Annotated in this window: 28 protein-coding genes; 9 read left to right on the forward strand and 19 right to left on the reverse strand. The window is 65.2% G+C overall.

The genetic code is table 11. From position 1 onward, the window contains the following. Positions 1-41 precede the first annotated feature (41 nt). From ACEN9T_RS24875 to ACEN9T_RS24890, 4 genes are read right to left on the reverse strand one after another with little or no spacing between them, the layout of a single operon-like run. A complete protein-coding gene (locus ACEN9T_RS24875; RefSeq protein ID WP_413707376.1) occupies positions 42-686 on the reverse strand; it encodes an aldolase in 645 nt (214 codons plus the stop codon). Then, positions 683-1996: a 3-oxo-tetronate kinase gene (gene otnK / locus ACEN9T_RS24880; protein ID WP_092974133.1), complete on the reverse strand. Its 1314-nt coding sequence runs from the start codon at positions 1994-1996 to the stop codon at positions 683-685. Before otnK ends, ACEN9T_RS24875 begins: the two co-directional genes overlap by 4 nt. Beyond that, positions 1993-2904: an L-threonate dehydrogenase gene (gene ltnD, locus ACEN9T_RS24885; protein WP_413707377.1), complete on the reverse strand. Its 912-nt coding sequence runs from the start codon at positions 2902-2904 to the stop codon at positions 1993-1995. The genes otnK and ltnD overlap by 4 nt, the downstream gene beginning before the upstream one ends. Positions 2905-2919: 15 nt before the next feature. Further along, entirely contained in the window at positions 2920-3636 is a 717-nt protein-coding gene (locus tag ACEN9T_RS24890; RefSeq protein WP_413707378.1) for a FadR/GntR family transcriptional regulator, read from the reverse strand. Positions 3637-3769: 133 nt separating this feature from the next. Here ACEN9T_RS24890 and denD point away from each other — a divergent pair, with 133 nt between their 5' ends. Then, positions 3770-4753, forward strand: a complete 984-nt coding sequence (denD, locus tag ACEN9T_RS24895) for a D-erythronate dehydrogenase (protein WP_413707379.1) — start codon at positions 3770-3772, stop codon at positions 4751-4753. Here denD and ACEN9T_RS24900 read toward each other — a convergent pair. Both ACEN9T_RS24900 and ACEN9T_RS24905 read right to left on the reverse strand, forming a co-directional pair. Next, complete coding sequence (locus tag ACEN9T_RS24900) at positions 4750-5394, reverse strand: response regulator (RefSeq protein ID WP_092974124.1); 645 nt, start codon at positions 5392-5394, stop codon at positions 4750-4752. The genes denD and ACEN9T_RS24900 overlap by 4 nt on opposite strands. After that, positions 5391-6830 carry a cache domain-containing protein gene (locus tag ACEN9T_RS24905; RefSeq protein ID WP_413707380.1) on the reverse strand — a complete coding sequence of 480 codons (1440 nt, stop codon included), beginning with the start codon at positions 6828-6830 and terminating at the stop codon, positions 5391-5393. Before ACEN9T_RS24905 ends, ACEN9T_RS24900 begins: the two co-directional genes overlap by 4 nt. A gap of 226 nt (positions 6831-7056) precedes the next feature. Here ACEN9T_RS24905 and ACEN9T_RS24910 point away from each other — a divergent pair, with 226 nt between their 5' ends. Together ACEN9T_RS24910 and ACEN9T_RS24915 are read left to right on the forward strand one after the other, a co-directional pair. Further along, positions 7057-9111: a carbon starvation CstA family protein gene (locus ACEN9T_RS24910; protein WP_092974118.1), complete on the forward strand. Its 2055-nt coding sequence runs from the start codon at positions 7057-7059 to the stop codon at positions 9109-9111. Between the two features lie 8 nt (positions 9112-9119). Then, positions 9120-9314, forward strand: a complete 195-nt coding sequence (locus tag ACEN9T_RS24915) for a YbdD/YjiX family protein (RefSeq protein ID WP_004628224.1) — start codon at positions 9120-9122, stop codon at positions 9312-9314. A 74-nt stretch (positions 9315-9388) separates the two neighbouring features. Here the strand turns inward: ACEN9T_RS24915 and ACEN9T_RS24920 are convergent, their stop codons facing one another. The 5 genes from ACEN9T_RS24920 to gabT all read right to left on the reverse strand — a co-directional run bounded on the left by ACEN9T_RS24920 (position 9389) and on the right by gabT (position 15152). Further along, positions 9389-10135: a tetratricopeptide repeat protein gene (locus ACEN9T_RS24920; RefSeq protein WP_413707381.1), complete on the reverse strand. Its 747-nt coding sequence runs from the start codon at positions 10133-10135 to the stop codon at positions 9389-9391. Between the two features lie 103 nt (positions 10136-10238). Then, positions 10239-10874, reverse strand: coding sequence for a methionine biosynthesis protein MetW (gene metW, locus ACEN9T_RS24925; RefSeq protein ID WP_092974112.1), 636 nt, complete (start codon positions 10872-10874; stop codon positions 10239-10241). Beyond that, positions 10871-12085, reverse strand: coding sequence for a homoserine O-succinyltransferase MetX (metX, locus tag ACEN9T_RS24930; RefSeq protein WP_092974109.1), 1215 nt, complete (start codon positions 12083-12085; stop codon positions 10871-10873). The genes metW and metX overlap by 4 nt, the downstream gene beginning before the upstream one ends. Positions 12086-12364: 279 nt before the next feature. Beyond that, positions 12365-13867, reverse strand: coding sequence for an NAD-dependent succinate-semialdehyde dehydrogenase (locus ACEN9T_RS24935; protein ID WP_413707382.1), 1503 nt, complete (start codon positions 13865-13867; stop codon positions 12365-12367). A 4-nt stretch (positions 13868-13871) separates the two neighbouring features. Beyond that, on the reverse strand, positions 13872-15152 hold the full coding sequence (gene gabT / locus ACEN9T_RS24940; RefSeq protein WP_092974102.1) for a 4-aminobutyrate--2-oxoglutarate transaminase: 1281 nt from the start codon (positions 15150-15152) through the stop codon (positions 13872-13874). A 153-nt stretch (positions 15153-15305) separates the two neighbouring features. On the opposite strand from gabT, the gene ACEN9T_RS24945 reads away from it, so the two are divergent. Next, on the forward strand, positions 15306-16820 hold the full coding sequence (locus tag ACEN9T_RS24945) for a PLP-dependent aminotransferase family protein (protein WP_413708509.1): 1515 nt from the start codon (positions 15306-15308) through the stop codon (positions 16818-16820). 62 nt (positions 16821-16882) lie between these two features. On the opposite strand, the gene slmA is transcribed toward ACEN9T_RS24945, so the two are convergent. Genes slmA through argB form a run of 3 tightly spaced genes read right to left on the reverse strand, consistent with a single transcriptional unit; the run spans position 16883 to position 19362 of the window. Further along, positions 16883-17533, reverse strand: coding sequence for a nucleoid occlusion factor SlmA (gene slmA, locus ACEN9T_RS24950; protein ID WP_045205124.1), 651 nt, complete (start codon positions 17531-17533; stop codon positions 16883-16885). Between the two features lie 45 nt (positions 17534-17578). Then, positions 17579-18436, reverse strand: a complete 858-nt coding sequence (locus tag ACEN9T_RS24955; protein ID WP_413707383.1) for an HAD-IA family hydrolase — start codon at positions 18434-18436, stop codon at positions 17579-17581. After that, on the reverse strand, positions 18436-19362 hold the full coding sequence (gene argB / locus ACEN9T_RS24960) for an acetylglutamate kinase (RefSeq protein ID WP_092974093.1): 927 nt from the start codon (positions 19360-19362) through the stop codon (positions 18436-18438). The genes ACEN9T_RS24955 and argB overlap by 1 nt, the downstream gene beginning before the upstream one ends. 171 nt (positions 19363-19533) lie before the next feature. Between argB and ACEN9T_RS24965 the strand changes: the two genes are divergently transcribed. Genes ACEN9T_RS24965 through ACEN9T_RS24975 form a run of 3 tightly spaced genes read left to right on the forward strand, consistent with a single transcriptional unit; the run spans position 19534 to position 20594 of the window. Next, entirely contained in the window at positions 19534-20127 is a 594-nt protein-coding gene (locus ACEN9T_RS24965; RefSeq protein WP_092974090.1) for a sigma-70 family RNA polymerase sigma factor, read from the forward strand. Positions 20128-20169: 42 nt separating this feature from the next. Beyond that, positions 20170-20382, forward strand: a complete 213-nt coding sequence (locus ACEN9T_RS24970; protein WP_027678660.1) for a zf-HC2 domain-containing protein — start codon at positions 20170-20172, stop codon at positions 20380-20382. Then, a complete protein-coding gene (locus ACEN9T_RS24975; RefSeq protein WP_413707384.1) occupies positions 20379-20594 on the forward strand; it encodes a hypothetical protein in 216 nt (71 codons plus the stop codon). The genes ACEN9T_RS24970 and ACEN9T_RS24975 overlap by 4 nt, the downstream gene beginning before the upstream one ends. On the opposite strand, the gene ACEN9T_RS24980 is transcribed toward ACEN9T_RS24975, so the two are convergent. Continuing rightward, a complete protein-coding gene (locus ACEN9T_RS24980) occupies positions 20595-20816 on the reverse strand; it encodes a hypothetical protein (RefSeq protein WP_413707385.1) in 222 nt (73 codons plus the stop codon). It lies immediately after the preceding gene. 46 nt (positions 20817-20862) lie between these two features. Beyond that, on the reverse strand, positions 20863-21357 hold the full coding sequence (locus tag ACEN9T_RS24985) for a copper chaperone PCu(A)C (RefSeq protein WP_092974493.1): 495 nt from the start codon (positions 21355-21357) through the stop codon (positions 20863-20865). 145 nt (positions 21358-21502) lie between these two features. On the opposite strand from ACEN9T_RS24985, the gene ACEN9T_RS24990 reads away from it, so the two are divergent. Further along, positions 21503-22849, forward strand: coding sequence for an ATP-binding protein (locus ACEN9T_RS24990; protein ID WP_413707386.1), 1347 nt, complete (start codon positions 21503-21505; stop codon positions 22847-22849). 48 nt (positions 22850-22897) lie between these two features. Beyond that, positions 22898-23476 (forward strand): response regulator transcription factor, encoded by a 579-nt coding sequence (locus tag ACEN9T_RS24995; protein ID WP_024977037.1) that lies wholly within the window; start codon positions 22898-22900, stop codon positions 23474-23476. Between the two features lie 33 nt (positions 23477-23509). On the opposite strand, the gene ACEN9T_RS25000 is transcribed toward ACEN9T_RS24995, so the two are convergent. The 3 genes from ACEN9T_RS25000 to hslU form a co-directional block, all read right to left on the reverse strand. Continuing rightward, positions 23510-23713 (reverse strand): CsbD family protein, encoded by a 204-nt coding sequence (locus tag ACEN9T_RS25000; RefSeq protein ID WP_024977038.1) that lies wholly within the window; start codon positions 23711-23713, stop codon positions 23510-23512. A gap of 79 nt (positions 23714-23792) precedes the next feature. After that, positions 23793-24407: a hypothetical protein gene (locus ACEN9T_RS25005; RefSeq protein ID WP_092974078.1), complete on the reverse strand. Its 615-nt coding sequence runs from the start codon at positions 24405-24407 to the stop codon at positions 23793-23795. A 214-nt stretch (positions 24408-24621) separates the two neighbouring features. Continuing rightward, positions 24622-25953, reverse strand: a complete 1332-nt coding sequence (gene hslU, locus ACEN9T_RS25010; RefSeq protein ID WP_024977040.1) for an ATP-dependent protease ATPase subunit HslU — start codon at positions 25951-25953, stop codon at positions 24622-24624. Positions 25954-25963 lie beyond the last annotated feature (10 nt).

Genomic DNA, 25963 nt, shown 5'->3' on the forward strand with positions numbered 1-25963 from the left:
TGTGGGCCGTGCAGCGGGCGCTACCGATTTGCTATCGGTCGCTACCAACGGGCCCCGAACGTCTGGCGCAGTTCGTCGATCTGCGCGTCGGACAGCGGCGCGGGCTTCGGTTCGGTCATCAACCAAAGCCGTGCGGTTTCTTCCAGTTCTTCCAGCGCGTAGGCTGCATTCGACACCGAGCCGTGCCATACCACGGGCCCGAGTCGATCGAGCAGCACGGCGCGCACGTCATTGGCCAGCGCAGCAATCTGCGAAGCCACATCCGGATGCCCCGGACGCCGATACGTGATGAGCGGCACGTGGCCGACCTTCATCACGTAGTACGGCGTGATGGGTGGCAGCACATCGGCTTCGTTCCAGACGCCGGCTAGCGTGAGCGCCACAAGATGCGTCGAATGCGTGTGCACCACGGCATGCGCGTCGGCATTGCGGTCGTAGATGCCGCGATGCAGAGCGAGCGTTTTCGAAGGCTTGTCGCCGCCGACCCACTCGCCCGTCGCCAGTACCTTGGCAATGCGCGCCGGGTCCAGCGAACCGAGGCAGGCATCGGTGGGCGTGATGAGCCAGCCGTCAGGCAGGCGTGCGCTGATGTTGCCTGCCGTGCCGACGGTATAGCCGCGCGCATACAGGCTCTGCCCGACGCGGGCGATCTCTTCACGCAGCGCTGTTTCTGTGGACGCGCTCATACGGTAGCCTCCGCGGTGGCCAGCGCCAGTTGCGCAAGCGCCTTCTCGAAGAAATCCACCGTTCCGAAGTTGCCGGACTTCAATGCCAGCGCAACCGGATCGGTGTCGATGGTGGCTGTCCAGGGCACGCCTGGGTCGATCTGCGGGCCGATGCGCAGCGCACGCACGTCAAGCGCCTGCACCACGGCGCCCGATGTTTCACCGCCCGCCACCACGAAGCGGCGCACGCCGTCAGCATGCAGCGTGCGAGCGATGCGGCCCAGTGCGTCTTCAACCAGCTTGCCGGCGCGCTCCACACCCAGCGTTTGCTGCACATGGGCCACTTGCTCGGGCGCGCTGGTGGCGTAAACCAGCACCGTCTGACCGGCATGGCGGTGTACGAAATCGAGCGCGTCGACCACCACCGGCTTGCCTTCGGCCAGCGCCAGCGGATCAATCTGGAACGCGGGGCGCGATGCACGCCAGTGCGCCACCTGTGCGTTCGTCGCACGAGAACAGCTGCCCGACAACACGATCGCCGAGTCGGCCACCGCTGGCAGTTGGGCCGCGTTGCCATGTTCGGTGATCAGCCCTGCGCGGCGGTATTGCGCAGGCAAGCCAAGCGCCAGGCCCGAGCCACCTGTGAGCAGCGGCAAGTCGGCAAACGCCTCGCCCAGCACGATCAGGTCATCGTTGGAAATGGCATCGGCGATCGCCAGCTTCACGCCGTCGGCGCGCAGTTGCTGGGCCTGATCGCGCGCGGCCTGGGCACCGCGCATGATGGTGTCGTAACGCAGCAGGCCGACCTTGCCCGCGCTCTGGCGCGCGAGCACCGGCACAAGGTTCGGATCGCGCATCGGCGTCAGCGGATGGTGCTCCATGCCCGACGCGTTGAGCAGCGCGTCGCCCACGAACAGATGGCCACGGAAGATCGTGCGGCCGTTCTCGGGAAACGCGGGGCAGGCCAACGTGAAATCGGCGCCCAGTTCAGCCATCAACGCCTCGGCTACGGGGCCGATGTTGCCGGCGTCGGTGGAATCGAAGGTCGAGCAGTATTTAAAGAAGAAGCGCGAGCAGCCTTGCGCACGCAGCCATTGCAGTGCGCTCAACGACTGCGCCACGGCATCGGCCGCCGGAATCGTGCGCGACTTGAGCGCCACGACAATGGCATCGGCATCCGCAGCGATGCCCTCGCCGCCTGCCTGCGGCACACCGATGGCCTGTACCGTGCGCATGCCGGCGCGCACGAGCATGTTGGCGAGGTCGGTCGCACCGGTGAAATCATCGGCGATGCAACCGAGGACCGGGCGGGAAGTTGGCGCTGCGCTCATTTTTGCTGGCCCTCCGGCAGCGTGATCCCCGGGAAGATCTTGATCACGGCGGAGTCGTCTTCCCTGGCGTAGCCCGCAGTGGATGCCTGCATGAACATCTGGTGCGCGGTAGCCGCCAGCGGCAGCGGAAACTTGGTGGCACGCGCCGTATCGAGCACGAGGCCCAAGTCCTTGACGAAGATGTCGACGGCGGACAGCGGCGTGTAGTCGCCGGCCAGCACGTGGGCCATGCGGTTTTCGAACATCCAGCTGTTGCCCGCGCTATGGGTGACGACTTCATACAGCGCATCCGCTGCCACACCTTCGCGCAGGCCCAGGGCCATGGCTTCGGCGGCGGCGGCAATGTGCACGCCGGCCAGCAACTGGTTGATGATCTTGACCTTGCTGCCCGCGCCAGCCTTGTCGCCCAGGCGATAGACCTTACCGGCCATGGCGTCGAGCACATGGCCCGCCGCCGCATACGCCTCGGGCGTGGCCGACGTCATCATCGTCATCTGGCCCGAAGCGGCCTTGGCGGCGCCGCCCGAAATCGGGCCGTCCACATACAGGATGCCCTGCTGCGCGAGGCGTGCCTCCAGCGCAATCGACCAGTTCGGGTCGACCGTGGAACACATGACGAACGTGCTGCCCCGTCGCATGGCGGCCGCTGCACCGCTCTCGCCGAACAGCACGGCCTCGGTCTGCGCGGCGTTGACCACCACCGAGACCACCACATCCACACCAGCGGCAACCTCCGCCGGCGTTGCGCGGGCCACGCCGCCTTCCTTGGCGAAATCCGCTGCGGCACCCGGGCGCGCGTCGCAGGCATGCACGGTGTAGCCGTGATTGCGCAGGGTCTTGGCAATGCCCAAACCCATGGCGCCAAGTCCGATCACGCCGACCTTCCGGTCCGCCATCGATTGCGTCATGAATGACTCCAGAAATCAGTCTTGCGCCACGTCGCGCCCTTCGGCCAAACGACGAGCGGCATTGAACATGTGGGTCTGCGCGGCATTGCGTGCAGCAAGTGCATCGCGGTTGCGGATCGCCTCGACCATCGCGCGGTGTTCGTCGCGGACCTGGCGGGCGAAGTCTTCGCGGCGCGCTTCGTTGCTGCGCGTCACGCCAATCGCTTCTTCCAGGTATTGGCTGAAAAAGCCGAGTGCCTGCACCAGAAACGGATTGCCGCTGGCCGCGGCGATGGCGTGGTGAAAGCGCAGGTCTTCGGCCACGCCGTCACCGCCGGCCGCCACCGCAGCGTCGATGCCGTCGAGTGCGGCGTCGATCCCGATCATCTCGGCATCGGTGCGACGCTGGGCGGCCAGCGCGGCGCCTTCGGCCTCCAACGCCCGGCGCAATTCGATGATGTGCAGCACGGCATCGATCGAGCCGGCCTGCGCCGCATCGATCCGCAGCGGCTTGAGGCCAGCCTGCTGCGTGACGTACACGCCGCTGCCCTGACGCGCTTCGACCACGCCTTCGTGGCGCAGACGCGAGATGGCCTCGCGGATCACGGTGCGGCTCACGCCGAATTCCTGACCAAGCACGGTTTCGGACGGCATCCGTTCGCCGCGGCGCAGTTCCCCGGCGTCGATCTTGTCCATCAGGGTCTGGGCCACGCGGTCGGACAGGGAAGGCGCGGCGTCGAGTCGTTCAAACATGGTGGCAGGGATGTCTTGGCAATCGTAAATTCGTCGTGTCATCATACAAGTTGAGTCGCGGAGCTTCATCCCTGTTTACCCTAGGCATCAATCAAAACGCCGGGCCGCTCAGGCCCGGCAACAAGGAGACACCATGAACATCGTCATCACCGGCGGCGCCGGTTTCCTGGGCCAGCGCGTGCTGGCGGCACTGCTCGAACAACCGGGCCTGCCGGATACGGAAGGCTCGGTGCAGCCCGTTGAGACCTTCATCGTGCTGGACCAGGTGGCCGGTCAGATTGCCGATGCGCGCGTGCGCTACGTGACCGGCGATGCCTCCGACCCCGCCCTGATCGCCCAGGTGATCGACGAAAACGTGGGCGGCGTGTTCCACCTGGCCGCCGTGGTGAGCGGCACCGCCGAGGCCGATTTCGACCTCGGCATGCGCGTGAACCTGGACGGCACGCGCGCATTGCTCGATGCGCTACGCGCGCAACACGCCAAGACCGGCCGGGCGCCGCGCGTGCTGTTCGCCAGCTCGGTAGCGGTGTTCGGCGGTCAACTGCCAGCCGTCGTCACCGACGACACGGCGGCCACGCCGCAGGCTTCGTACGGCGTGCAGAAGCTGATGGGCGAATTCCTGGTGGGCGAGTATTCGCGCAAGGGCTACATCGACGGCCGCGCGGTACGCATCCCGACAGTGTCGGTGCGCCCAGGCAAGCCAAATGGCGCGGCATCGAGCTTTGCCAGCGGCATCATCCGCGAGCCGCTGGCCGGCGAGGAAGCCATCTGCCCCGTGGAAGCCGAGACTGAGCTGTGGCTTGCCTCGCCGCGCCAGGTGGTGGCGTCGCTGCTGCGCGCGTACACACTGCCGGCGTCGGCATGGGGCAATCGCCGATCACTGAACCTGCCGGGCATTACGGTGCGCGTGGGCGAGATGGTGGAGGCGCTGCGCAAGGTGGCCGGCGATGCGCCGGTCTCGCGTATCCGATGGGAGCCGGACGCGCGCATCAAGGCCATCGTGCAAAGCTGGCCGGCGCGCTTCGACACCGCCCGCGCCGACGCAATGGGCTTTGGCCGCGACACCTCGTTCGAGGCGATGGTGCGTGATTACGTGGACAGTGCGAAGGGCATCTAACGGCCCTTTCCCAGCTCGACCGCAAACTTCACCAGTTCCGCCTGGCCCTCGATGCCGAGTTTGCGCTTGAGGTTCAGGCGGTGCGATTCCACCGTGCGCACGGACAAGCCCAGCTCGTCGGCGATGCGCTTGTTGGCATAGCCCTTGGCGATGCCGTCGAGAATGTCGCGCTCGCGCGGGGTGAGCGCCTCGACCGGCGTGGGCATGACGGCCTGCTCGGCCATGCGCATCGCCAGCTGCGCGCTGTAGAACGGTCGGCCGGCCAGCACAGCGTCGATTGCTTCGACCAGCTCGCTGGCGGGCGCGTCCTTGAGCACGTAGCCACGCGCGCCGGCGCGGATCACTTGCCGTACGTATTCCAGGTTGTCGTGCATCGACAGCACGAGCACGGCAATCTCGGGAAACGCCTCGGCAAACTTCTCGGTCAGCGCAATGCCGTTCATGCCGCGCATGCCGATGTCCATCAGTGCCAGATCGGGTGACAAGGTGCGCGCGGCCTGCAGGGCAGCATCGGCGTCACCGGCTTCCCCCACTACCTCGAAATGCGGCACGGCTTCGAGCCGCATGCGCACGCCATCGCGCACGAGCGGGTGATCGTCGACGAGGAGCAGTTTGACGGGCGCGGCGGGTCGCATGTTCATACGAGGGGAGAAGAGGGAGCGGAAGCCAGTTGAGCAATGACGACATGCGGGAGCACAGCACACACCTCCGTGCCGTGCGGGCCCGAAGCGATGGTACAGGTGCCGCCCAGCGCGGCCATGCGTTCGCGCATGTTGCGCAAGCCGATGCCACGTTGCGGGTCCACCTGCACGGATTCCACATCGAAGCCGGGGCCGTTGTCGCGAACGGATAAGCGCACGGCACCCAGATCGTTTTCAAGCAATACGCCGATGCGCGTGACTTGCGTGGCGTGGCGCTCGATGTTCGAGACAGCCTCCTGCGCAATGCGGAACAGCGCGGTGTTGCACGCGTCCGGTAACTGCACGGGCGGGCCGACCACTTCGAGCGCAATCGCGAACCCCGGCTGGCTGTCTTCGTGCGCCTCACGCGTTTCTCGCACGAGCAGCTCCAGCGCAGCCGCCAAACCGAGATCATCCAGCAGCGCAGGGCGCAGGTTGTGCGACACGCGCCGCACCTCGCCCAGCGCGCCGTTCAGCCGATCAAGCGCGCGGCGCAACATGCTGTCCGCCCGTTCGATCGACGGCGGCGATGCAGCCGACGCCTCAAGATGACCATGCGCGGTTTCGAGCAGCAGCTTGGTCGAGACCAGCACCTGGCTGATGCCATCGTGCAGTTCACGCGAGACACGGGCGCGTTCGTCTTCCTGAGACTTCACCACCTGCTGCGCGAGTTGGCGCAGCTTGGCATCGGCCTGGCGGTGATCGCTCACGTTCAGCGCCAAACCGCTGCCCGCCACCAGCAGGATGCTGATCGCGGCAATGCCGACCACCCACGCCAGCGTCTGATCGATGTTGGCCTGCGCGCGTTGGTCAATCTCTCGCAGGGTCTGCTCGATGTCATCCAGGTACAGGCCTGTGCCCACCATCCAGCCCCACTGCGGAATCGGCTCGACATAACCGAGCTTGGGCACGCTCTGGTGCGTCGATGGCTTGTCCCACATGTAGCGCACGAAACCGCCACCCGCCTGCGCGGCAGCCACCAGTTTCTGGATGGTCGGCTGGCCACCCGAGTCCGTCAGGTCCCACAGATCGCGCCCGACAAGTTCGGGCTGGCGCGGGTGCATCAGGTTGCGGCCGCGCAAGTCGTAGAGGAAAAAGTAGCCATCGGTGCCGAAGTCGAGGCGGGCGAGGGTGCGCATGGCTTCGTCGCGCGTGGCTTCGTCCCGGGCCGGGTCTGCGCCGTGGCCGGCCGCCAGCAACGGTGCGATGGCGCTCTGCGCCAGCTTGACGTAAGACCGCAGCTCCGTCTCCTTGGCCTGCAGATACGCCGACTCCACCAGCTGCCGCTCGTGCCGCGCCAGCGCGATCGACTGATGGCGCACGGTCAGCATGATCGCCAGCATGGCAATGGTCAGCGGTGCGACGGCGAGCAGCAGGATCTTCTGGCGGAGCTTCATAACAAAAACGCGACGCTTTGCTGCATTGCAAGGCGGCGGCGCGGTCTCGATCAGGTGTGGGGCCCTGCGTAGAACTACGGACATGCGTTGCGTAGTCCTCCGCTTGTGGCGCGGGGTGAGGCTGGCAAATACTACACGCCCCTGTCACGGGGCAGGACTTACTGCAGGGATGAACCCACATCCCGCGTTCAGCAAATAACTTCGACCAAGGTTCGAGGAGACCGACATGAGCTTCGTCAGGCAACACCTGATCTGGCTGGTCGTCGCCATTCTTGGCGCGTCTGCCTTTGCCACCGTTGCGCTTGCGCGCGGCGAGGCAGTCAGCGCGCTCTGGGTGGTGGTGGCCGCCGTATGCATCTACCTGATCGCGTATCGCTATTACAGCCGCTTCATTGCCGACAAGGTGCTCGGCCTGGACGGCACCCGCAAGACGCCCGCTTGGCGCTACAACGACGGGCTCGACTACGTCCCCACCAACAAGCACGTGCTGTTCGGCCACCACTTTGCGGCCATTGCCGGCGCTGGCCCGCTGGTCGGCCCCGTGCTGGCCGCGCAGATGGGCTATTTGCCGGGCATGCTGTGGATTCTGGCGGGCGTAGTGTTTGCCGGTGCGGTACAGGATTTCATCGTGCTGTTCATCTCCACGCGCCGCGACGGCCGCTCGCTGGGCGACCTGGTGAAGAGTGAGATGGGCACGGTGCCCGGCGTGATCGCGCTGTTTGGCGCGTTCCTCATCATGATCATCATCCTGGCCGTGCTGGCGCTGATCGTGGTGAAGGCGCTGGTCGGCTCGCCGTGGGGCACCTTCACGGTCGCCGCGACGATTCCCATCGCGCTGTTCATGGGCGTGTACGTGCGGTACATCCGTCCGGGCCGCATCGGCGAGATCTCCATCATCGGCTTCGTGCTGCTGATGCTGGCCATCATCGGCGGTCAGGCGGTGCACGAAAATGCTGCCCTCGCGCCGCTGTTCACGTTCGACGGCAAGGCCCTCACGTGGATGCTGATCGGCTACGGCTTTGTCGCCTCGGTGCTGCCGGTGTGGCTGCTGCTGGCCCCGCGCGATTACCTGTCTACGTTCCTGAAGATCGGCACGATCATGGCACTGGCCATCGGCATTTTGATCGTCGCGCCGCAGATGCAGATGCCCTCGCTCACGCAGTTCGCAGGCGGCGGTGGTCCGGTGTGGTCGGGCAACATGTTCCCCTTCCTGTTCATCACGATTGCATGCGGCGCGGTGTCGGGCTTCCACTCGCTCATCTCGTCGGGCACCACGCCCAAGTTGCTGGAGAACGAACGCCAAGCGCGCTTCATCGGCTACGGCGCGATGCTGATGGAATCGTTCGTCGCCATCATGGCGCTGGTGGCCGCTTCGGTCATCGACCCGGGTGTGTACTTCGCGATGAACAGCCCGGCAGCGCTGGTGGGCGCGACGCCGGATACGGTGGCACACACGCTCTCCACCTGGGGCTTCGTCATCACCCCTGACGTGCTGATCCAGACCGCCAAGGACGTCGGCGAGAACACCATCCTCGCCCGCGCAGGCGGCGCACCGACGCTGGCCGTGGGCATGGCGCACATCCTGCACCAAGTGGTGGGCGGCCAGGCCATGATGGCCTTCTGGTACCACTTTGCGATTCTCTTCGAGGCGCTGTTCATCCTCACGGCCGTGGATGCAGGTACGCGCGCCGGGCGCTTCATGCTGCAGGATCTGCTCGGCACCTTTGTGCCGGCACTCAAGCGCACGGATTCGCTCGTCGCCAACCTCATTGCCACGGCCGCGACCGTCGCGCTATGGGGTTACTTCCTGTACCAGGGCGTGGTCGATCCGCTGGGTGGCATCAATACGCTGTGGCCGCTGTTTGGCATCTCCAACCAGATGCTCGCCGCGATTGCGCTGACACTGGGCACCTGCGTTCTCGTCAAGATGAAGCGCGACCGCTATGTGTGGGTGACGCTGCTGCCGACCATCTGGCTGCTGATCTGCACGCTCACCGCCGGCTGGCAGAAGCTGTTCGATCCGGACCCGAAGATCGGCTTCCTGGCCCACGCCAACAAGTACGCCAGCGCGATTGCCGAGGGCAAGCTGCTCGCCCCGGCCAAGTCGATGGCGCAAATGCAGCAGGTGGTGCTGAACGACCGCATCGACGCATTCCTGTGCGGCCTGTTCATTCTCGTGGTGGTGAGCATCGCCTGGTATGGCCTGCGCACGGTACTCAAGGCGCGCGCGGCGAGCCGCCCGACCGCCAACGAAACGCCGTACGAAGCGCTGGGCGCATGAGCACGGGCATGCGCGAAGAACTCGAAAACTTCGGCCGCTACCTGGGCCAGACGCTGCGCCTGATGGTTGGCGTGCCGGACTACGACACTTACGTGCGCCACATGCAGGAGACCCATCCGGGCCAGGCCGTCATGACGTACGAAGACTTCTTCCGCGAACGCCAGGACGCGCGCTACGCGGGGCGCGTCGGCCGCTGCTGTTGATCAACGGTTGAACACGCTCCAAAGCAAAACCGCCGGTGCATGCAGCCATGCCCGGCGGTTTTTTCTTGGGAGCGCTACATGGACTGGCGTGCCGTTGTGGGCGGGTCGCCGTGCTTGCCGCGGTAGGTTTTCTCCACCAGCTCGCGCAGCTTGCCGAGCGCCCCGACATCCCCTTGCGCAGCCGCCCGGCCGTACCATTTCTTGGCCAGCTCAACATCCTGAGGCACTACGCCGGGCTCGCCACGCTCGTAATAGCTGCCGACGATGTACTGCGAAGGCCCATCGCCCCCCTCGGCCGCCTTCTTGTACCAGTTGAACGCACGCCCGTAGTCACGCGGCAAACCGCGCCCGGTGAAGTAGTTGGTGGCCAGCGCACGCTGTGCCTCGACATGCCCGCCCGCCGCGGCGCGCTCGTACCACTTGTTGGCTTCTTCCAGGGAGCGCGGTACCAGCTCGCCGCGCTCAAACAATTCGCCATAGGCAAACTGCGCGTGGGTCATCTGGTTGTCGGCGGCACGGCGCAGCCACTTGACCGCCTCTTCTGGGCGGGCGACGGTGCCTTCGCCGCGCATGAGCATCATCGCGTAGTTAAATTGCGCGAGCCGGTTGCCGCGCTGCGCAGCCTCGGCAAACTCGTCGAAGGCGTGGCCGAAATCGTTCTTCTCGTAATGCGCGATGGCGATCTGGGTAAGGGCGGCGGCATCGCCCTGTGTGTCGGCAGGTGACGTTGCAGCGGCTGTCAACGACATCGCCGTACTCATCACCACCGCCAACACCGCCTGCAGCATGCGCGGACTTCTGCGCCGGATCTGTCTGCTCATCGCGCGCTCCTCACCGGAAGATGGCCCAGTGTAACGCGCCAACTTGCTACGTGCGGGTGCGCACAAACCAGCACACCAGAGGCGCCCGCGGCTGCCGAGGCAATCAGCCCGCGCGCACCCGGTACACGGCCACGCTGCCACGCCAGTTGGCCCCCCAGCGCACCACGCTGCCTTCGTGCAGCACAACGCGATCGAGAATCACCAGCCCCACCTTGGGCGCCAGCGCTTCAAAGTCGCGGATGGTCAGCACGCGCACGTTGGGCGTGTTGTACCACTCGTACGGCAGCGACTTGGACACCGGCATGCGCCCGCGGAAGATCGACAGCCGATGCGGCCAGTAGCCGAAGTTCGGGAACGACACGATGCACTCGCGGCCGACGCGCAGCATCTCGCGCAGCACCTGCGCTGTGTTGTGGATGGTCTGCAGCGTTTGCGAAAGAATGACCGTATCGAAGCTCTTGTCTTCGAACAGCGCCAAGCCGCCTTCCATGTTCTGCTGGATCACGTGCACGCCCTTTTTCGCGGAGGCCAGCACGCCCGCGTCGTCGATCTCGATGCCGTAGGCCAGCACGTCGAGCTCATCCTGCAGCACGCGCAACAGGCTGCCGTCGCCGCAGCCAAGGTCGAGCACGGTGGAGCGCGGCTCGATCCAGCGGGCGATGGCACGAAAGTCCGCGCGGTCGGTCAGGATGTTCGGCACCGCGGACGGCGCAGCGGGGTTCAGCGTTTGCGTTGTCATGCGCCGATCTCCTGCGCGATGCGTTCGTAATAGGCGCGGACCAGCGCGTGGTAGCGCGCGTCTTCGAGAAGGAAAGCGTCGTGACCGTGCGGCGCGTCGATCTCGCCGTAGGTGACGGGATGCTTGTTGTCGAGCAGCGCCTTGACCAGCTCGCGGCTACGCGAAGGGGCGAATCGCCAGTCGGTCATGAAGCTGACGACGAGGTAGCTCGCCTTGGTATGCGCGACGGCCTTGGTCAGATTGCCACCGTAAGCCAGCGCGGGGTCGAAGTAATCGAGCGCGCGCGTGATGAGCAGATACGTGTTCGCATCGAAGTACTCGGCAAACTTGTCGCCCTGGTAGCGCAGATAGCTCTCGACCTGGAACTCGACGTCGAACGAGAAACGGATGTCTTGCGCCTTCAGTTCGCGGCCGAATTTCGCGGCCATGTCTTCATCCGACAGATACGTGATGTGGCCGATCATCCGGGCCACGCGCAGCCCGCGCTTGGGCTTGACGTTGTGCGCGTAGTAATCGCCGCCGTGAAAATCGGGGTCAGACAGAATCGCGCTGCGCGCCACCTCGTTGAAAGCGATGTTCTGCGCCGACAGCTTGGGCGTGGACGCCACCACCACGCAATGCCGCAGCCGGTCCGGATACATCAGGCTCCAGGCCAGCGCCTGCATGCCGCCGAGACTGCCGCCCATCACCGCCGCAAACTGCTGGATACCGAAACGATCGGCCACGCGCGCCTGGGCGTTCACCCAGTCTTCCACCGTCACCACGGGAAAGCGTGCGCCATAAGGCAGGCCAGTTTCCGGATGCGGGCTCATGGGGCCGGTCGAGCCGAAACACGAACCCAGGTTGTTCACCCCGATGACGAAGAAGCGGTTGGTGTCGACCGGCTTACCGGGGCCGACCATGTTGTCCCACCAGCCGACTTCGCCCTCGGCGTGCACGCCGGCCACGTGGTGCGAAGCGTTGAGCGCGTGGCAGATGAGCACAGCGTTGGAACGGTCGGCATTGAGCGTGCCGTAGGTTTCGACCATCAGGTCGTAGCCGCTGATCTGCGAGCCGTTGCGCAGTTGCAGCGGCTCGGCAAAGTGCATGCGCTCGGGCACGACCAGGCCGATGGCGTTGGCCGGTTTGCCCTGATGTGCCTTCGGAGAGGAGGTATCGGCCTGCGCCGCATCGGCTGCGGTGACCGCGGGGTCAGCCTGGATGTCTGTCATGGCACCAAAGAAAAAACCCGACCGGCAACGCTGTTCACGCAACCAATCGGGTTCTCATGTGGCGCACGTGGGGCGCTTGCTTTTACCGCCCCCGCTCTGACCGAACCTCTTTAGCCGCATTTGTAATGAGAGCCCAGGGCCACATCCGTGGATATCTGAACTCCCGCGCGCCCGCAAGCCAGTCGTCAAATCGGCGCGCCAGAGGAGGGTGATTATAGAGCAAGCTGCGGCGGACGCATCACCGCATCGTGATGCGTCCGATCCTCCGTCATACGTTGGTCAAAGGCCGGCCATGTTGATGTACTTGATCTCCAGGTATTCGTCGATGCCGTATTTCGAGCCTTCGCGGCCGAGCCCCGATTGCTTGACGCCGCCAAACGGCGCCTCCGCCGTCGAGATCAGCCCCGTATTGACGCCAACCATGCCGGACTCCAGCGCATCCGAAACACGCCAGGCGCGGCCCAGATCGCGTGTGTAGAAATACGCAGCGAGGCCGAACTCGGTGTCGTTGGCGGCGGCCACAGCTTCCTCTTCCGTGTCGAAGGGAATGAGCGCAGCCAGCGGGCCGAACGTTTCTTCATGCGCGAGCAGCATGCCAGGCTTCGCATCGACGACGACGGTGGGCTCGAAAAACGCACCGCCCTGTGCGGACAACGCATGCGGCTTGCCGCCCACCAGGACGCGGGCGCCTTGGCGTACGGCGTCGTCCAGATGCTGTTGCACCTTGTCCATCGCGCGCATGTGGATCAGCGGGCCCTGCTGCACGCCGGGCTCCGTGCCGTTGCCCACGCGCAGCGCACGCACCGCGTCAGCCAGCTTGGCAGCAAACGTGTCGTAGATGCCGCGTTGCACGTAGAAGCGGTTCGCGCACACGCAGGTCTGGCCTGCGTTGCGGTACTTGGCGATCATCGCGCCTTCCACGGCCGCATCGACGTCGGCATCGTCGAACACGATGAACGGCGCGTTGCCGCCCAGTTCGAGCGACAGCTTCTTGATGTCGTCGGCGCACTGGCGCATCAGCAAGCGACCGACCGCCGTGGAGCCCGTGAAGCTGAGCTTGCGCACAATCGGGTTGGACGTCAGCTCGCCGCCAATCGCCTGCGAATCGCCCGTGACGATGGACAGCAGGCCCGCCGGCACGCCAGCGCGCACGGCCAGCTCGGCAAATGCGAGCGCAGAGTAGGGCGTTTCCAGCGCAGGCTTCACGACCATCGAGCAACCGGCCGCCAGCGCCGGGCCGACCTTGCGCGTCATCATCGCGATGGGGAAATTCCATGGCGTGATGGCCGCGCTCACGCCGATCGGCTCCTTCTGCACGACGATGCGGCGATCGCCCTGCGGCGAAGGAATCGTGTCGCCATAAATGCGGCGTGCTTCTTCCGCAAACCATTCGATGAACGACGCGGCGTAGGCAATTTCGCCGGCGGCTTCCGGCAGCGGCTTGCCTTGCTCGGCTGTGAGGATGGCGGCGAGATCCTGCTGGTGCTCCATCATCAAATCGGCCAGCTTGCGCAGGACCTTGGCGCGATCGCGTGCGCTCACCTTGCGCCAGGCGCGTTGCGCAACCTGCGCGGCATCGATGGCGCGGCGCGTTTCGGCGGTGCCCATGCCGGGCACGGTGCCGATCTTGCGGCCGGTGGCCGGATCGGTCACGTCGTGTGTGGCGCCGTCATCGGCATCGGCCCAGGTGCCGGCGAGAAACGCCTGCGTGCGCCACAGGCCAGGGTCTTTCAGTGCGATCGGCGGGGTAACCGGCGCGCTAGGCAAATCGGTGCGGGTCATGGTGTCAGCCCTCCAGTGCGCGTTGCAGGATGGCAAGGCCCTCTTCAAACACCGCGTCTTCAATCGTGAGCGGGAACAGGAAGCGGATCACGTTGCCGTACACGCCGCACGACAGGAGGAGCAGGCCGGCTTCGAGCGCGCGCTGCTGCACGAGCTTGGTGAAATCGGCGTCCGGCTTGCCGTCCGGCGTATTGAATTCGACAGCAACCATCGCGCCCACGCCACGCACTTCGGCGATGCGCGGCTGTTTGGCCTTGGCAGCGTTCAGTGCGTCAACCAGCCGTGCGCCCAGCGCGGCGGAACGCTCGCAGAGTTTCTCGTCGGCGATGATGTCGAGCACCGCATGTGCGGATGCCACCGCCAGCGGGTTGCCCGCATAGGTGCCACCGAGCCCGCCCGGAGCCGGCGCGTCCATGATCTCTGCACGGCCCGTGACGGCCGACAGCGGCAGGCCGCCGGCCAGGCCCTTGGCCATCGTCGTGATGTCCGGCAGCACGCCGGTGTGCTCCATGGCAAACAGCTTGCCGGTGCGGGCAAAGCCGGTTTGCACTTCGTCGGCGATCATCACGATGCCGTGTTCGTCACAGAGCGCACGCACGGCGCGTACGAAATCGGCGGGCATCTGGTAGAAGCCGCCCTCGCCCTGCACCGGCTCGAAGATGATGGCTGCCACTTGGCGCGGATCGATATCAGCCTTGAACAGGCGCTGGATGGCGTCAAGCGCATCCTGCGTGCTCACGCCATGCAGTGCGACAGGCGCCGGCACGTGATAGATGCTGCCCGGGAACGGCCCGAAGCCCGTCTTGTACGGCACCACCTTGCCCGTCAGCGACATGCCCATGAACGTACGGCCGTGGAACGCGCCCGTGAGTGCGATCACCCCCGGGCGGCCCGTGTGCGCCCGTGCGATCTTGATGGCGTTTTCCACAGCCTCGGCGCCGGTGGTGAAGAAAGCGGTCTTCTTGGCGTGCGAGCCTGGCGTGATCGCGTTCAGACGCTCGGCCAGCTCGACGTACGAACCGTACGGCACGATCTGGAAAGCAGTGTGCGTGAAGTGATCCAGCTGCTCGCGCACGGCCTGCACCAGACGCGGGTGGCGATGGCCCGTGTTGACCACGGCAATGCCGGCTGCGAAGTCGATGTAGCGGCGGCCTTCGACGTCCCAGAACAGGGCGTTCTCGGCGCGCTCGGCGTAGCGGTCGGTCATCACACCAACGCCGCGCGGCGTGGCGGCCAGACGGCGGGCATTCCATTGGGCGTTCTGTTGCGGGTCTCGGGCGTTCATGGCGGTCGTGTGCGTTGGGTCAAGAAAGAGGCGATGCGAGCCAGTGTGTTCCCATTGGCTCTGTACAATAAGACCCAATCAGGTTTTTCTTTTAGAACCACTTTGGTTCCATCGCGCACCATGGCCGACCACTCACCCACCCACCGCGCCAGCATGCTGGTCGACTACCTGCAACGCCGCTTCGACCGTGCAGAGCCGGGCGGCGAGCCCGACCACCGTCGCCTGTACCGCGTGTTGCAGGAAGGCATCCTGCGCGACGAGCTGCAGCCGGGCACTCGCCTGCCGTCATCGCGACAGTTGGCTACCGAGCTGGGCATTGCGCGCAACACGGTCATCCACGTCTATGAGCAACTCGGCGTGGAAGGCTATGTGTCGGCGGGCGTGGGCAGCGGCACCTTCGTCGCCGATACCGCGCCAGACCGGCTGGACGCCGCCCCCGCACCGGCTGCAGCGGTTGCCGCAGTGGCGCCCGCGCCGATCACTGAAGCGGCCACGCCGTCCGCGCCGATGCTCTCCATGCGCGGCCGTGCGCTGGTGCGCGATGCGGGCGCCAGCTCGCGCCAATGGGGCGCCTTCATGCCGGGCGTGCCCGAAGTGCGGATGTTTCCGGCGCGCATCTGGTCGCGCTTGCACAACCGGCTGCTGCGCAAGCCTTCACCCGCGCTGCTGACGTATCCCGTTGGCGCCGGCTACCTGCCGCTGCGCACCGCGCTGGCCGATTACCTGCGCACCGCGCGTGGCGTGCGGTGCGAGCCCGAGCAAATCATCATCACTGCAGGCATTCACCCGTCGCTCCAGCTCATTGCCCAGCTGCTGTGCGACGCCGGCGACAGCGCATGGATCGAAGACCCCGGCTACTGGGGCGTGCGCAGCGTACTCACCGCTGCGGGCGTGCGCACCGTGCCCCTGCCGGTGGACGACGAAGGCATGCGCTTCGACATCCCCACACGCGGGCGTCAGCGCAGCAAGCCGCCGAAGCTCATGGTGGTCTCGCCATCGCACCAATACCCGCTCGGTTCGGTGATGAGCCTCGCGCGGCGCCGGGCGCTGCTGGCCACGGCCCACGCAACCGATGCATGGATCGTCGAAGACGACTACGACAGCGAATTCCGCTACGGCAGCCGCCCGCTGCCCTCACTGCAAGGGCTGGATGAAGGCGGGCGCGTGCTCTACATGGGCACGTTCTCGAAAGTGCTGTTCCCCAGTTTGCGGATCGGTTATCTGGTCGTGCCGCCCGCGCTGGCCGATGCGTTTACGACGGGGCTGTCGGAGATGTTCCGCGGCGGCCAGATTCTCACGCAGGCCGTGCTGGCAGATTTCATTGCAGAGGGGCATTTCGTCTCTCACATCCGGCGCATGCGTGGGGTGTATGCGGAACGGCGCGAGACGTTGCTGGCGTCCATCGCCCACGAGTTTGGCGACGCACTGCCCGTGCATGACGGCGCGTCGGGCCTGCATCTCGTGCTGGGCTTGCCGGCTGGCACCAACGATGTGGCTGTTGCTAATCTGGCACTCGCCAATGACGTCGTCACCCGGCCTCTCTCACGTTATTACCAGGACGATGCGCGCCGCCTGCCGGGGCTGCTGCTTGGCTATGGCCACGTGGAAACGGAGCAGATTGCGGCGCGATTTCATACGCTGGCGGAAGCGGTACGCACCATTGGCTGACCAACGCTGCACGCAACAAAAAAGCCCCGCATCGCGGGGCTTTTACTTGGGACGAAGCACGATCAGGCCAACAGCACCCGCAACTGCGCATCCGCACCTTCCACCGGAGACTTCCGGAAGCCGCTCTTGGCGTACCGATGCCAGCGTCCCAGCACCGCACATACGACCAAGTTGGCACGCGAAGCGATGTCGGCATCCGCCGGCCAGGCACCCTGCGTGACCGCCATGCGCAGACTCTGCTTGAGCGACGCCTCAATGCGATCCAGGCACTGCGCCATGCGCTCGGGCAGGCGCTCGTCTTCGCCGACCAGCGCGTCGCCCACCAACACGCGTGTCATGCCCGGATTCTTGTCGGCAAACGACAGCAGCATGTGCGCGATGGCATGCGCCTGGCGCAGGCCGTGTTCCTCACGCAAGGTGATCTGGTTGATGAGGCCAAAGACGGTCTGCTCGATGAATTCGATCAGCCCTTCAAACATCTGCGCCTTGCTGGCGAAGTGGCGATACAGCGCCGCTTCGGAGACATCCAGCCGTGCAGCCAAGCCCGCGGTTGTGATCTTTTCACCACGCGGATGCTCGAGCATGCCGGCAAGCGTCTGCAGAATCTGCACGCGGCGCTCGCCCGGGCGGGGGCGTTTGCGTACCGGCGGTGCTTCTATGGCGACGTCCGCGACCGGCTCGGCGGTCGGAAACTCCGTTTGCGCGTTGCTCATGACTTCCTGGCCCCTCTCCCGTTCCGAGCGCGGAGTTACCACTGCCTAGCCGCGTCGAACAAGCCTTCGTTTTAGTTGAAGCACCGATTTTACTTTCACGCTCACATAGCCGGGCCGGTTGGCGAACAAAATCGGTGTGGCAGCCGGTTGATGTGGTGAATTTGCACGCGCGCCCATCGCTGACGCTTGCATTGGATGCAATGCGTCGGCAGCGGAGGTTGGCAGCACGCCGGGCGGCACGCGCCGCAGATAGCCCGTTACCCATACCGTGCCGATCCCGAGGCGCCGATAGCGTTTGAGGTGAGAAAGCGTGTCTTCGACGAGGATGGCGCGCGATGGCGCAATGCGTTCGCGCGCCAGCAACCGGCGCAGCATCAGCGGGTCGGGCTTCGGGCGCAAGCGCCGGTGCACCCACATGTGTTCGACGGCAATTTCGCGTAGGAACGCGCGTTTCAGGCCAATGAGCCGCAGCACCTCGCGCGCGTAGGCAACCGGGGCGTTGGTCAGCAGGATCTTGCGCCCCGGCAGGGCACGCAGCAGTTGGGCGAGGCCGCGCTCCGCGCGCACCATGGCGCGAAGGTCTTCAAAGCGGTGGGCCTCGGCAAGGAAATCAGCGGGGTCGACGCCGTGATGGCGGACCATGCCCAGAATCGTGGCGCCATAGCGGCGCCAATAATCCACGCGCACCTGGCTGGCGGTGGCGTCGTCCGTGCCGAGCACGCGCGCCACGTACGCGGTCATCAGCCGGTTGATCTGCGGAAAGATCGCGTGCGATGCGTGGTGAAGTGTGTTGTCGAGGTCGAACAGCCAGACCGGCTGCCGGGCGGGTGGGGAGCCCGCCGGCACCTCGCGCGGGAAGGCGCGCGCAGCATGGCGCACCCGCACCGCCCGAGTGGTTCGCATCAGTGCGAGCGGATCATCGTGCCGAACGCCTGTTCGGTCAGGATTTCCAGCAGCAGCGAGTGCTCGATACGGCCATCGACGATGTGCACCGAGTTCACACCGCTCTTGGCAGCATCCAGCGCCGACGAAATCTTCGGCAGCATGCCGCCCGAGATCGTGCCGTCGGCAAACAGCTCGTCGATCTCGCGTGCCGACAGGTCGGTCAGCAGGTTGCCCTGTTTGTCCATCACGCCCGGAATGTTGGTCATCATGACCAGTTTCTCAGCCTTCAGAATCTCGGCCATCTTGCCAGCCACGACGTCCGCGTTGATGTTGTAAGCCTGGCCTTCGTCAGAGAAGCCGATGGGCGAAATGACCGGAATGAACGCGTCGTCCTGCAGCGCCTTGACCACGGCCGGGTTGATCGTCTCGATATCGCCCACGAAACCGATGTCGATAAACTCGCCCGGGCGCTCGCGGTCCGGCATCTTCAGTTTCTTGGCGCGGATCAGGCCGCCGTCCTTGCCGGTCAGACCGACGGCCTGGCCGCCGTATTGGTTGATCAGCATGACGATGTCCTGCTGGACTTCACCGCCGAGCACCCACTCGACCACTTCCATGGTCTCTTCGTCGGTCACGCGCATGCCCTGGATGAAGGTGCCTTGCTTGCCGACCTTCTTCAACGCTTCGTCGATTTGCGGACCGCCGCCGTGCACCACCACCGGGTTCATGCCGACCAGCTTGAGCAGGATCACGTCGCGCGCGAAGCCGTGCTTGAGCTTTTCCTCCGTCATGGCGTTGCCGCCGTACTTGATGACGATGGTCTTGCCGTGGAACTTGCGAATGTAAGGCAGGGCCTGCGCGAGAATTTCAGCCTTCAACGCCGGCGCAACGTGCGCGAGTTCGGGGGCGAGGCCAGCAGGGTCGGGGGCAGCAGAAGCGGTCATGACGGTGACATCCGGTTGGGCGGGTATGATGGAGCGCCGAATGTCGCGTGCTACAAAAACGAAGCAGCCCATTTTCGGCAGGCGCGATTTTACAAGAAAAGGCGCTACGGTCTGGTGGCGCACCTTGCGTGCCTGCCATACCGTTGCCACGAAAGAACACCCTGGGGAAACATGGCCATCGCACCCGACCAACTCGACGCGCTGCGCCCTCACCTGCTGCGCTTTGCCCAACTGCAATTGCGTGACTCGGCCCTGGCTGAAGACACGGTGGCCGACACCATCCTGGCGGTGCTCGAACACCCGGAGCGTTTTGCCGGCAACGCCTCCCTCAAGACGTACGTGATCGGCATACTCAAGCACAAGATCATCGACGCGATCCGCTCGGGGCGGCGCGAAGTGCGCGTCTCGCTGCTTGCGGGCGGTGAATCCGACGAGGCCGGCATGCGTTCCGACGAAGCGGTCTTCGACAGCCTCTTCGCCGCCGATGGCCACTACACCCGCCCGCCGTCCGACTGGGGCGACCCCGATGCCGCGCTGTCACGGCGCGAGTTCTTCGACGTGCTGCAAATGTGCGTTGATCGACTGCCGCCGCGGGTGGGCCGCGTCTTCATGATGCGCGAGTGGCTGGAGCTGGAAACCGACGAAATCTGTCAGGAATTGCAGATCACCGCGACCAATGCCTGGGCACTGCTTTATCGCGCCCGCATGCGCCTGCGCGAGTGCCTTGACCTGCACTGGTTCGGCAATCAGCCTGCCGCTGCCTGAATCGCCCGTAAGCGCACCTAAGCCGCATCACAGAGAACGACCATGCCGAACCGCTGGGGACTGCCCACCTGCAAAGAAGCCCACCGCATGCTGGTGTCGAAGATGGACCGCGACTTGTCCACAGGCGAGCGGCTACGCCTGCGCGTGCATCTGTTTGCCTGCGATGCGTGTACGCGGTTCTCGCATCAGATGGGATTTTTGCGCCAAGCGATGCACAAGCTCGGGCAAGACGACGACGGGAGCAACCCCGCGTGACTGCGCCGGCTGCCAACACCGTATGTGCGATGTGCGGCGCGGACTTGCGCTGCGGCGCCATCGGCGACGGCAAGCAGCCCGACGCGGCATGCTGGTGCATGACCGAAGAAACGCTGCCCGCCAGCGCGCGGCGCCCGGGACAGGGCTGCCGCTGCCAGCGTTGCCTGCGCGAAGCGATTACGCAGGCAAAGGCAGCGCCTGAAGCGAGTTGATCAGTCTTTGTCTTTGCTGTCGTCGTCCAGCGTGCGCAGTGCGCGGCGGACGTCGGCCCGGCCGCACTGGCGTTCAGCGTGGCCGCCTTCAGTGTGGGCGCCGGCCTTGCGGCCGCGGGCGAGCGGCACGAGAAAGTTGCGCGGGCGCGCAGTGCCGGCCTTCGTTGAGGGTTCGATGCGGAACGTCAGTTTCTGGCGAGTGCCCAGTGTCTTGTTAGCCATGGGAATGCTTCCTTACGTGGCTTGAAGCGACACTCGCCGCAAGCCATCAATGTTTGTGTTCGCCGCCGTGGTTCATGGCGGGCATGTTGCCGGCGGTCAGGTCGCGCACGCGGGCCTCGACCTTCTGCTCGACGACGCGCTTGTCGGCCAGCTCCACCTTGAGCGTGAGCGGCACGGTGGTGTCCTTCACCAGCGGTTGTTTCAGGTTCATCAACATCACGTGGTAGCCACCCGGCTTGAGCTGCACCGTCTGGCCCTTGGGCAGATCCAGCGAGGGCATCGCGCGCATGCGCATCACGTCGCCCTCCATCTTCATCTCGTGGATCTCGGCCGTACCGGCCACGGGCGTCGACACGCCCACCACCTTGGCACCGTCGGCCGATTGCAGCGTCATGAACGCGCCGCTGGATGTCTGGCCCGGCACCGTGCCGCGCACCCAGGCATCCTGCACCGTGACCTGTGCGAAAGCGGCGGCGCTTGCGAGCAGGCCAGCAGTGAGCACAGCCAGGCAAGCGGAAGAACGGATCGATCGGGACGTCATCATCAAGGGCTCCTGTCGGGGACAAACGTGCTGCGCATTAAAGCACAGCGTCTGTGGGGAGATAGGTTGGGTGCACAATTGTGCGGCTGATTGACGCATCGCCGCACGGAGAACCGCGCGGTGCGCACGTTTACACTTGTCCACCATGCTTTCCACCCTGTCTCTTGCCGCGCCACTGCTGGACGCTTCCAGTCTACGCCGCCTCTTCTGGCTGCGATGGAGCCTGCTGGCCACCCAACTGGTCCTGATGCTGCTCGCGCCGCTGGTATTTGGCGTGCAACTGCCGGTGGTGCCGCTGCTGAGCGTGATGGGCCTGCATGCGCTGTTTAACCTGCTCACCGGATGGCGGGTGCGGCGCAACCGGCCCGTGCAGCATATCGAGATCACCGTTCAATTGCTGGTGGACCTGACCGCGCTGTCCGCCCTGCTGTATTTCACGGGTGGCGCGACCAACCCGTTCGTCTCGTTCTATCTGCCGGCGCTGGCGATTGCGGCGGCCATGCTGCCGATCGCACACGTGGTCGGCCTGACGCTGTATGCGCTGGCCGCCTACAGCATGATGCTCGGCAACTACATCCCGCTGAAGCTGGCGAACCAGGCCGATGCGGTGGCGTATCACCTGGCCGGCATGTGGATCGATTTCGTGGCCAGCAGCGCGATGATCGCCGGCTTTACGGCGCGGCTGTCTGCCGCTTTGCGCGAGAGCGAAGCGCAATTGACCGAAGCGCGCGAGCGACTGCTGCGCGAGCAACGCATCGAAGCCCTGATGTCGCAAGGCGCGAGCGTGGCGCACGAGATGGGTACGCCGCTGTCTACCGTGGCCGTCATCGCCGGCGAGCTGCAGCACGACGCAAAGCAGCCCGATTCCCCGCTCGGCCCGTACCGCGAAGACCTGCGCGCCATCGAGCAGCAACTTGAACTGTGCCGCGCCGCTCTCGCGCGTCTGCAACGCAAACCCAACGACGGCGCGCCCGAGCCACTCGGCCAATGGTTGCCCGATTTCACGCAGACGTGGCAGCTGCGGCATCCGGACATTCGCCTGCACACGGAGACGTCGCCGGCGGCACAGGCGGTCGAATTGGATGCAGTGAGCGTCGGCCAGATCCTTACCATCCTGCTGGACAACGCAGCTCGCAGCCAGCAGCACGCCGGGCGCGATCTGGTGCCGCTGCTGCTGACGGCCAAGATCGACGCCAACCCGGACATCCTCCGCGATATGCCGCCGCAGATCGTGCTGTCCATCGTCGATACGGGGTTGGGTTTGCCGGAAGACCTGCGAACCTCGCTGGGCCGCACACCGGTGCCAAGCCGGCACGGGGGTCACGGCATCGGGCTGTATCTTGCCTCCACCACTGCGCGCCGCCTGGGTGGTACCGTGGTGCTCCGTCCGAACCCGCCGCAAGGCGCCATTGCCGAACTCCGACTGCCGATTGGCGGTCCGATGGAACACGCGGCCGCCCCCATCATTGGCGCGCCCACCCTCTTCACATAACGAGACGGCCTGACGCAGCCCCGCGCACGTACGGCCCCGGAGAACACCATGCAGCAGCCCGCCCCCTTTCTGATCCTCGATGACGACGACGTCTTTGCGCAGACGCTGGCGCGCGCACTCACGCGTCGCGGCTTTGCTCCGCAGATCGCGCACACGGGGGGGGAAGCGTTGGCCCTCGCACGCCAGACACGCTTTTCGTATGTGACTGTCGATCTGCACTTGGCCGCGAGCGACAAGGGCCTGATGCCCCATGGCGGCACGGATTCGGGCCTGCACTGGATAGCCCCATTGCGCCAGGCGCTGCCCGACGCGCGCATGCTGATTCTCACGGGCTACGCGAGCATTGCCACCGCTGTGCAGGCGGTCAAGCTGGGAGCTGACGAATACTTGGCCAAGCCGGCCAACGTCGATTCGATTCTGCTGGCGCTGCAGGTTGGCGTGTCTGAAGCCGTGGCGGAGCAGACGATGGAAAACCCCGCGCCCCTGTCGGTCGCACGACTGGAGTGGGAGCACATCCAGCGCGTGCTGGCCGAGCACGGCGGCAACATCTCCGCCACCGCACGGGCGCTCAACATGCACCGGCGCACGCTGCAGCGCAAGCTGGGCAAGCGGCCGGTCGCCAAATAGACGCCGGCCGCGTGACGCCACATCAGCGCCGCATCACCAACGGGTATCGCGCTCCCACGCCTTGAGCTCGTCTTCGGCGCGTTCCTTCGTGTAGCCGTAGCGTTCCTGGATCTTGCCGGCGAGCTGGTCGCGCTTGCCGCGGATCACGGTCAGGTCATCGTCGGTGAGCTGGCCCCACTTCTCCTTGACCTTGCCCTTGGCCTGATCCCATTTACCTTCGATCTGGTCCCAGTTCATACGTCCTCCGTTGCGATTGTGAGATTGAGACAAAGCAGGGGCGACCCGCAGGCCGCCCGTGTAGGCACTTCCGTACGGCTTACTTCTTGAACTTGGCGGCGACGTCGTTCTGGCACTTCGTCTTGGCATCGCCGGACATGGCGTCGCAGCGCTCCTTCGCGGCCTTGTAATTGGCGTCGTTGGTGTCCTTGACGGCGTCGCGGCGCGCTTCGCTGACATCCTTGGCATTGCCCGTGGCCTTGGCGTGGCTCACCTCTTCGCCACCCTTGGCACGCGTGTAGGCGGCCTTGGCGTCTTTCACGCAGGTGTCCTTCTCGTTGCCCTTCATGGCATCGCACTTCGTCTTGGCGACGTCGTAGTCGGCCTCGGCTTTCTCCTTGGCGGCGCGGTTGCGGGCGGCCTCAGTGCCATCGCGCTCCACCATCGCATTGGCCTTGGCAACGTTGTAATCGCCCTTGGCCTGCGCACGGCAGACGTCGTGGTCATTGCCCTTCATCGCATCGCACTTGTCCTTGGCGGCTTTGTAATTGGCATCGGCTTGCTTGACGGCACTGTCGTAAGCGGCGCGCTTGGCATCGTTCGGTGCTGAGGCACCGGCGGGGCCGGTTGGCGCGGGCGTGAGCTGGGCGTGGGCGATGCCCAACGGGGCGCAGGCAAGCACGCAACACAGGGCCAGGCGTTGGATCGGTTTCATACGCTTCTCTCCTTGTCGTGGTTGGAATCGCGCACGCCAGGTGCGCGGCGCGCATTGTCTGTGCGGCACCACCTTCTTCAGCAGATAACGGACCTGACCACGCACGATTCTGAGCAAATCCTTGCCAGGCTTGGCTTGGCAGGTGCCCAAACAAAACGGGCCGCATCGTCTCCGATGCGGCCCGCAGGACATATGGAATGCGTTGCTTACACGCTTACAGCACGTAGCGCGACAGATCTTCGTTACCAGACAGCTCGTTCAAGCGCTCGTCGACGTACGCAGCGTCGATGGTCACGGTCTCGCCGGACGATTTGTGTGCGTGGAACGACAGATCTTCAAGCAGCCGCTCCATCACCGTGTACAAACGGCGTGCGCCGATGTTCTCGACCTTTTCGTTGACCGAGCATGCGATCTCGGCCAAGCGGCGGATACCGTCTTCGGCAAACACAAGATCGACACCCTCCGTCTTCAGGAGTGCCTGATATTGCTTGGTGAGGCTCGCGTCGGTCTGCGTGAGAATCGCGCGGAAATCCTCCACCGACAGCGAATCCAGCTCCACGCGAATCGGGAAGCGGCCTTGCAATTCAGGAATCAGGTCGCTCGGCTTGGACAGATGGAACGCGCCTGACGCAATAAACAGGATGTGATCGGTCTTGATCATCCCGTACTTGGTGTTGACGGTCGTACCTTCCACCAACGGCAGCAAGTCGCGCTGCACGCCCTGGCGCGACACCTCGCCGCCGCCGTATTCGCTGCGGCTGGCGATCTTGTCGATCTCGTCCAGGAACACGATGCCGTTTTGCTCAACGTTAGCCACCGCTTTCTGCTTCAGCTCATCTTCGTTCACGAGCTTCGCGGCCTCTTCGTCGATCAACAGCTTGAAGGCTTCCTTCACCTTCATCTTGCGACGGTTCTTCTTACCCTGACCCAGGCCCGCGAACATCGAGCGGATCTGCTCGGTCATGTCTTCCATGCCGGGCGGGCCCATGATGTCCATGCTCGGCGTGCCGGCCGACACTTCCAGTTCGATTTCCTTGTCGTCGAGCTGGCCTTCGCGCAGCTTCTTGCGGAAGGTCTGGCGCGCGGTCGAATCCTTCTCTTCCGGCTGCGCAAAGCCGATGTCGCGCGGCGGAGGGATCAGGACGTCGAGAATGCGATCTTCGGCCGCATCTTCGGCCTTGGCGCGCACCTTCTTCATCTCGGATTCGCGCGTCTGCTTGACGGCCATCTCGGCCAGATCGCGCACGATGGTGTCGACATCGCGGCCGACGTAGCCCACCTCGGTGAACTTGGTCGCCTCGATCTTGATGAACGGTGCGTCGGCCAGCTTGGCCAGGCGCCGGGCGATCTCGGTCTTGCCCACGCCGGTCGGGCCGATCATCAGGATGTTCTTGGGCGTGATTTCCTGGCGCAGCGGGTCTCCCACCTGCTGGCGGCGCCAACGGTTGCGCAGCGCCACGGCCACAGCCTTCTTGGCCTTGTGCTGGCCGATGATGTGCTTGTCGAGTTCGGAGACGATTTCTGACGGCGTCATGGTTTCAGACATGGGAATCCTG

Origin of the sequence: Ralstonia sp. Ralssp110, assembly GCF_047325135.1 — a bacterium.
GTDB classification, from domain to species: domain Bacteria; phylum Pseudomonadota; class Gammaproteobacteria; order Burkholderiales; family Burkholderiaceae; genus Ralstonia; species Ralstonia mojiangensis.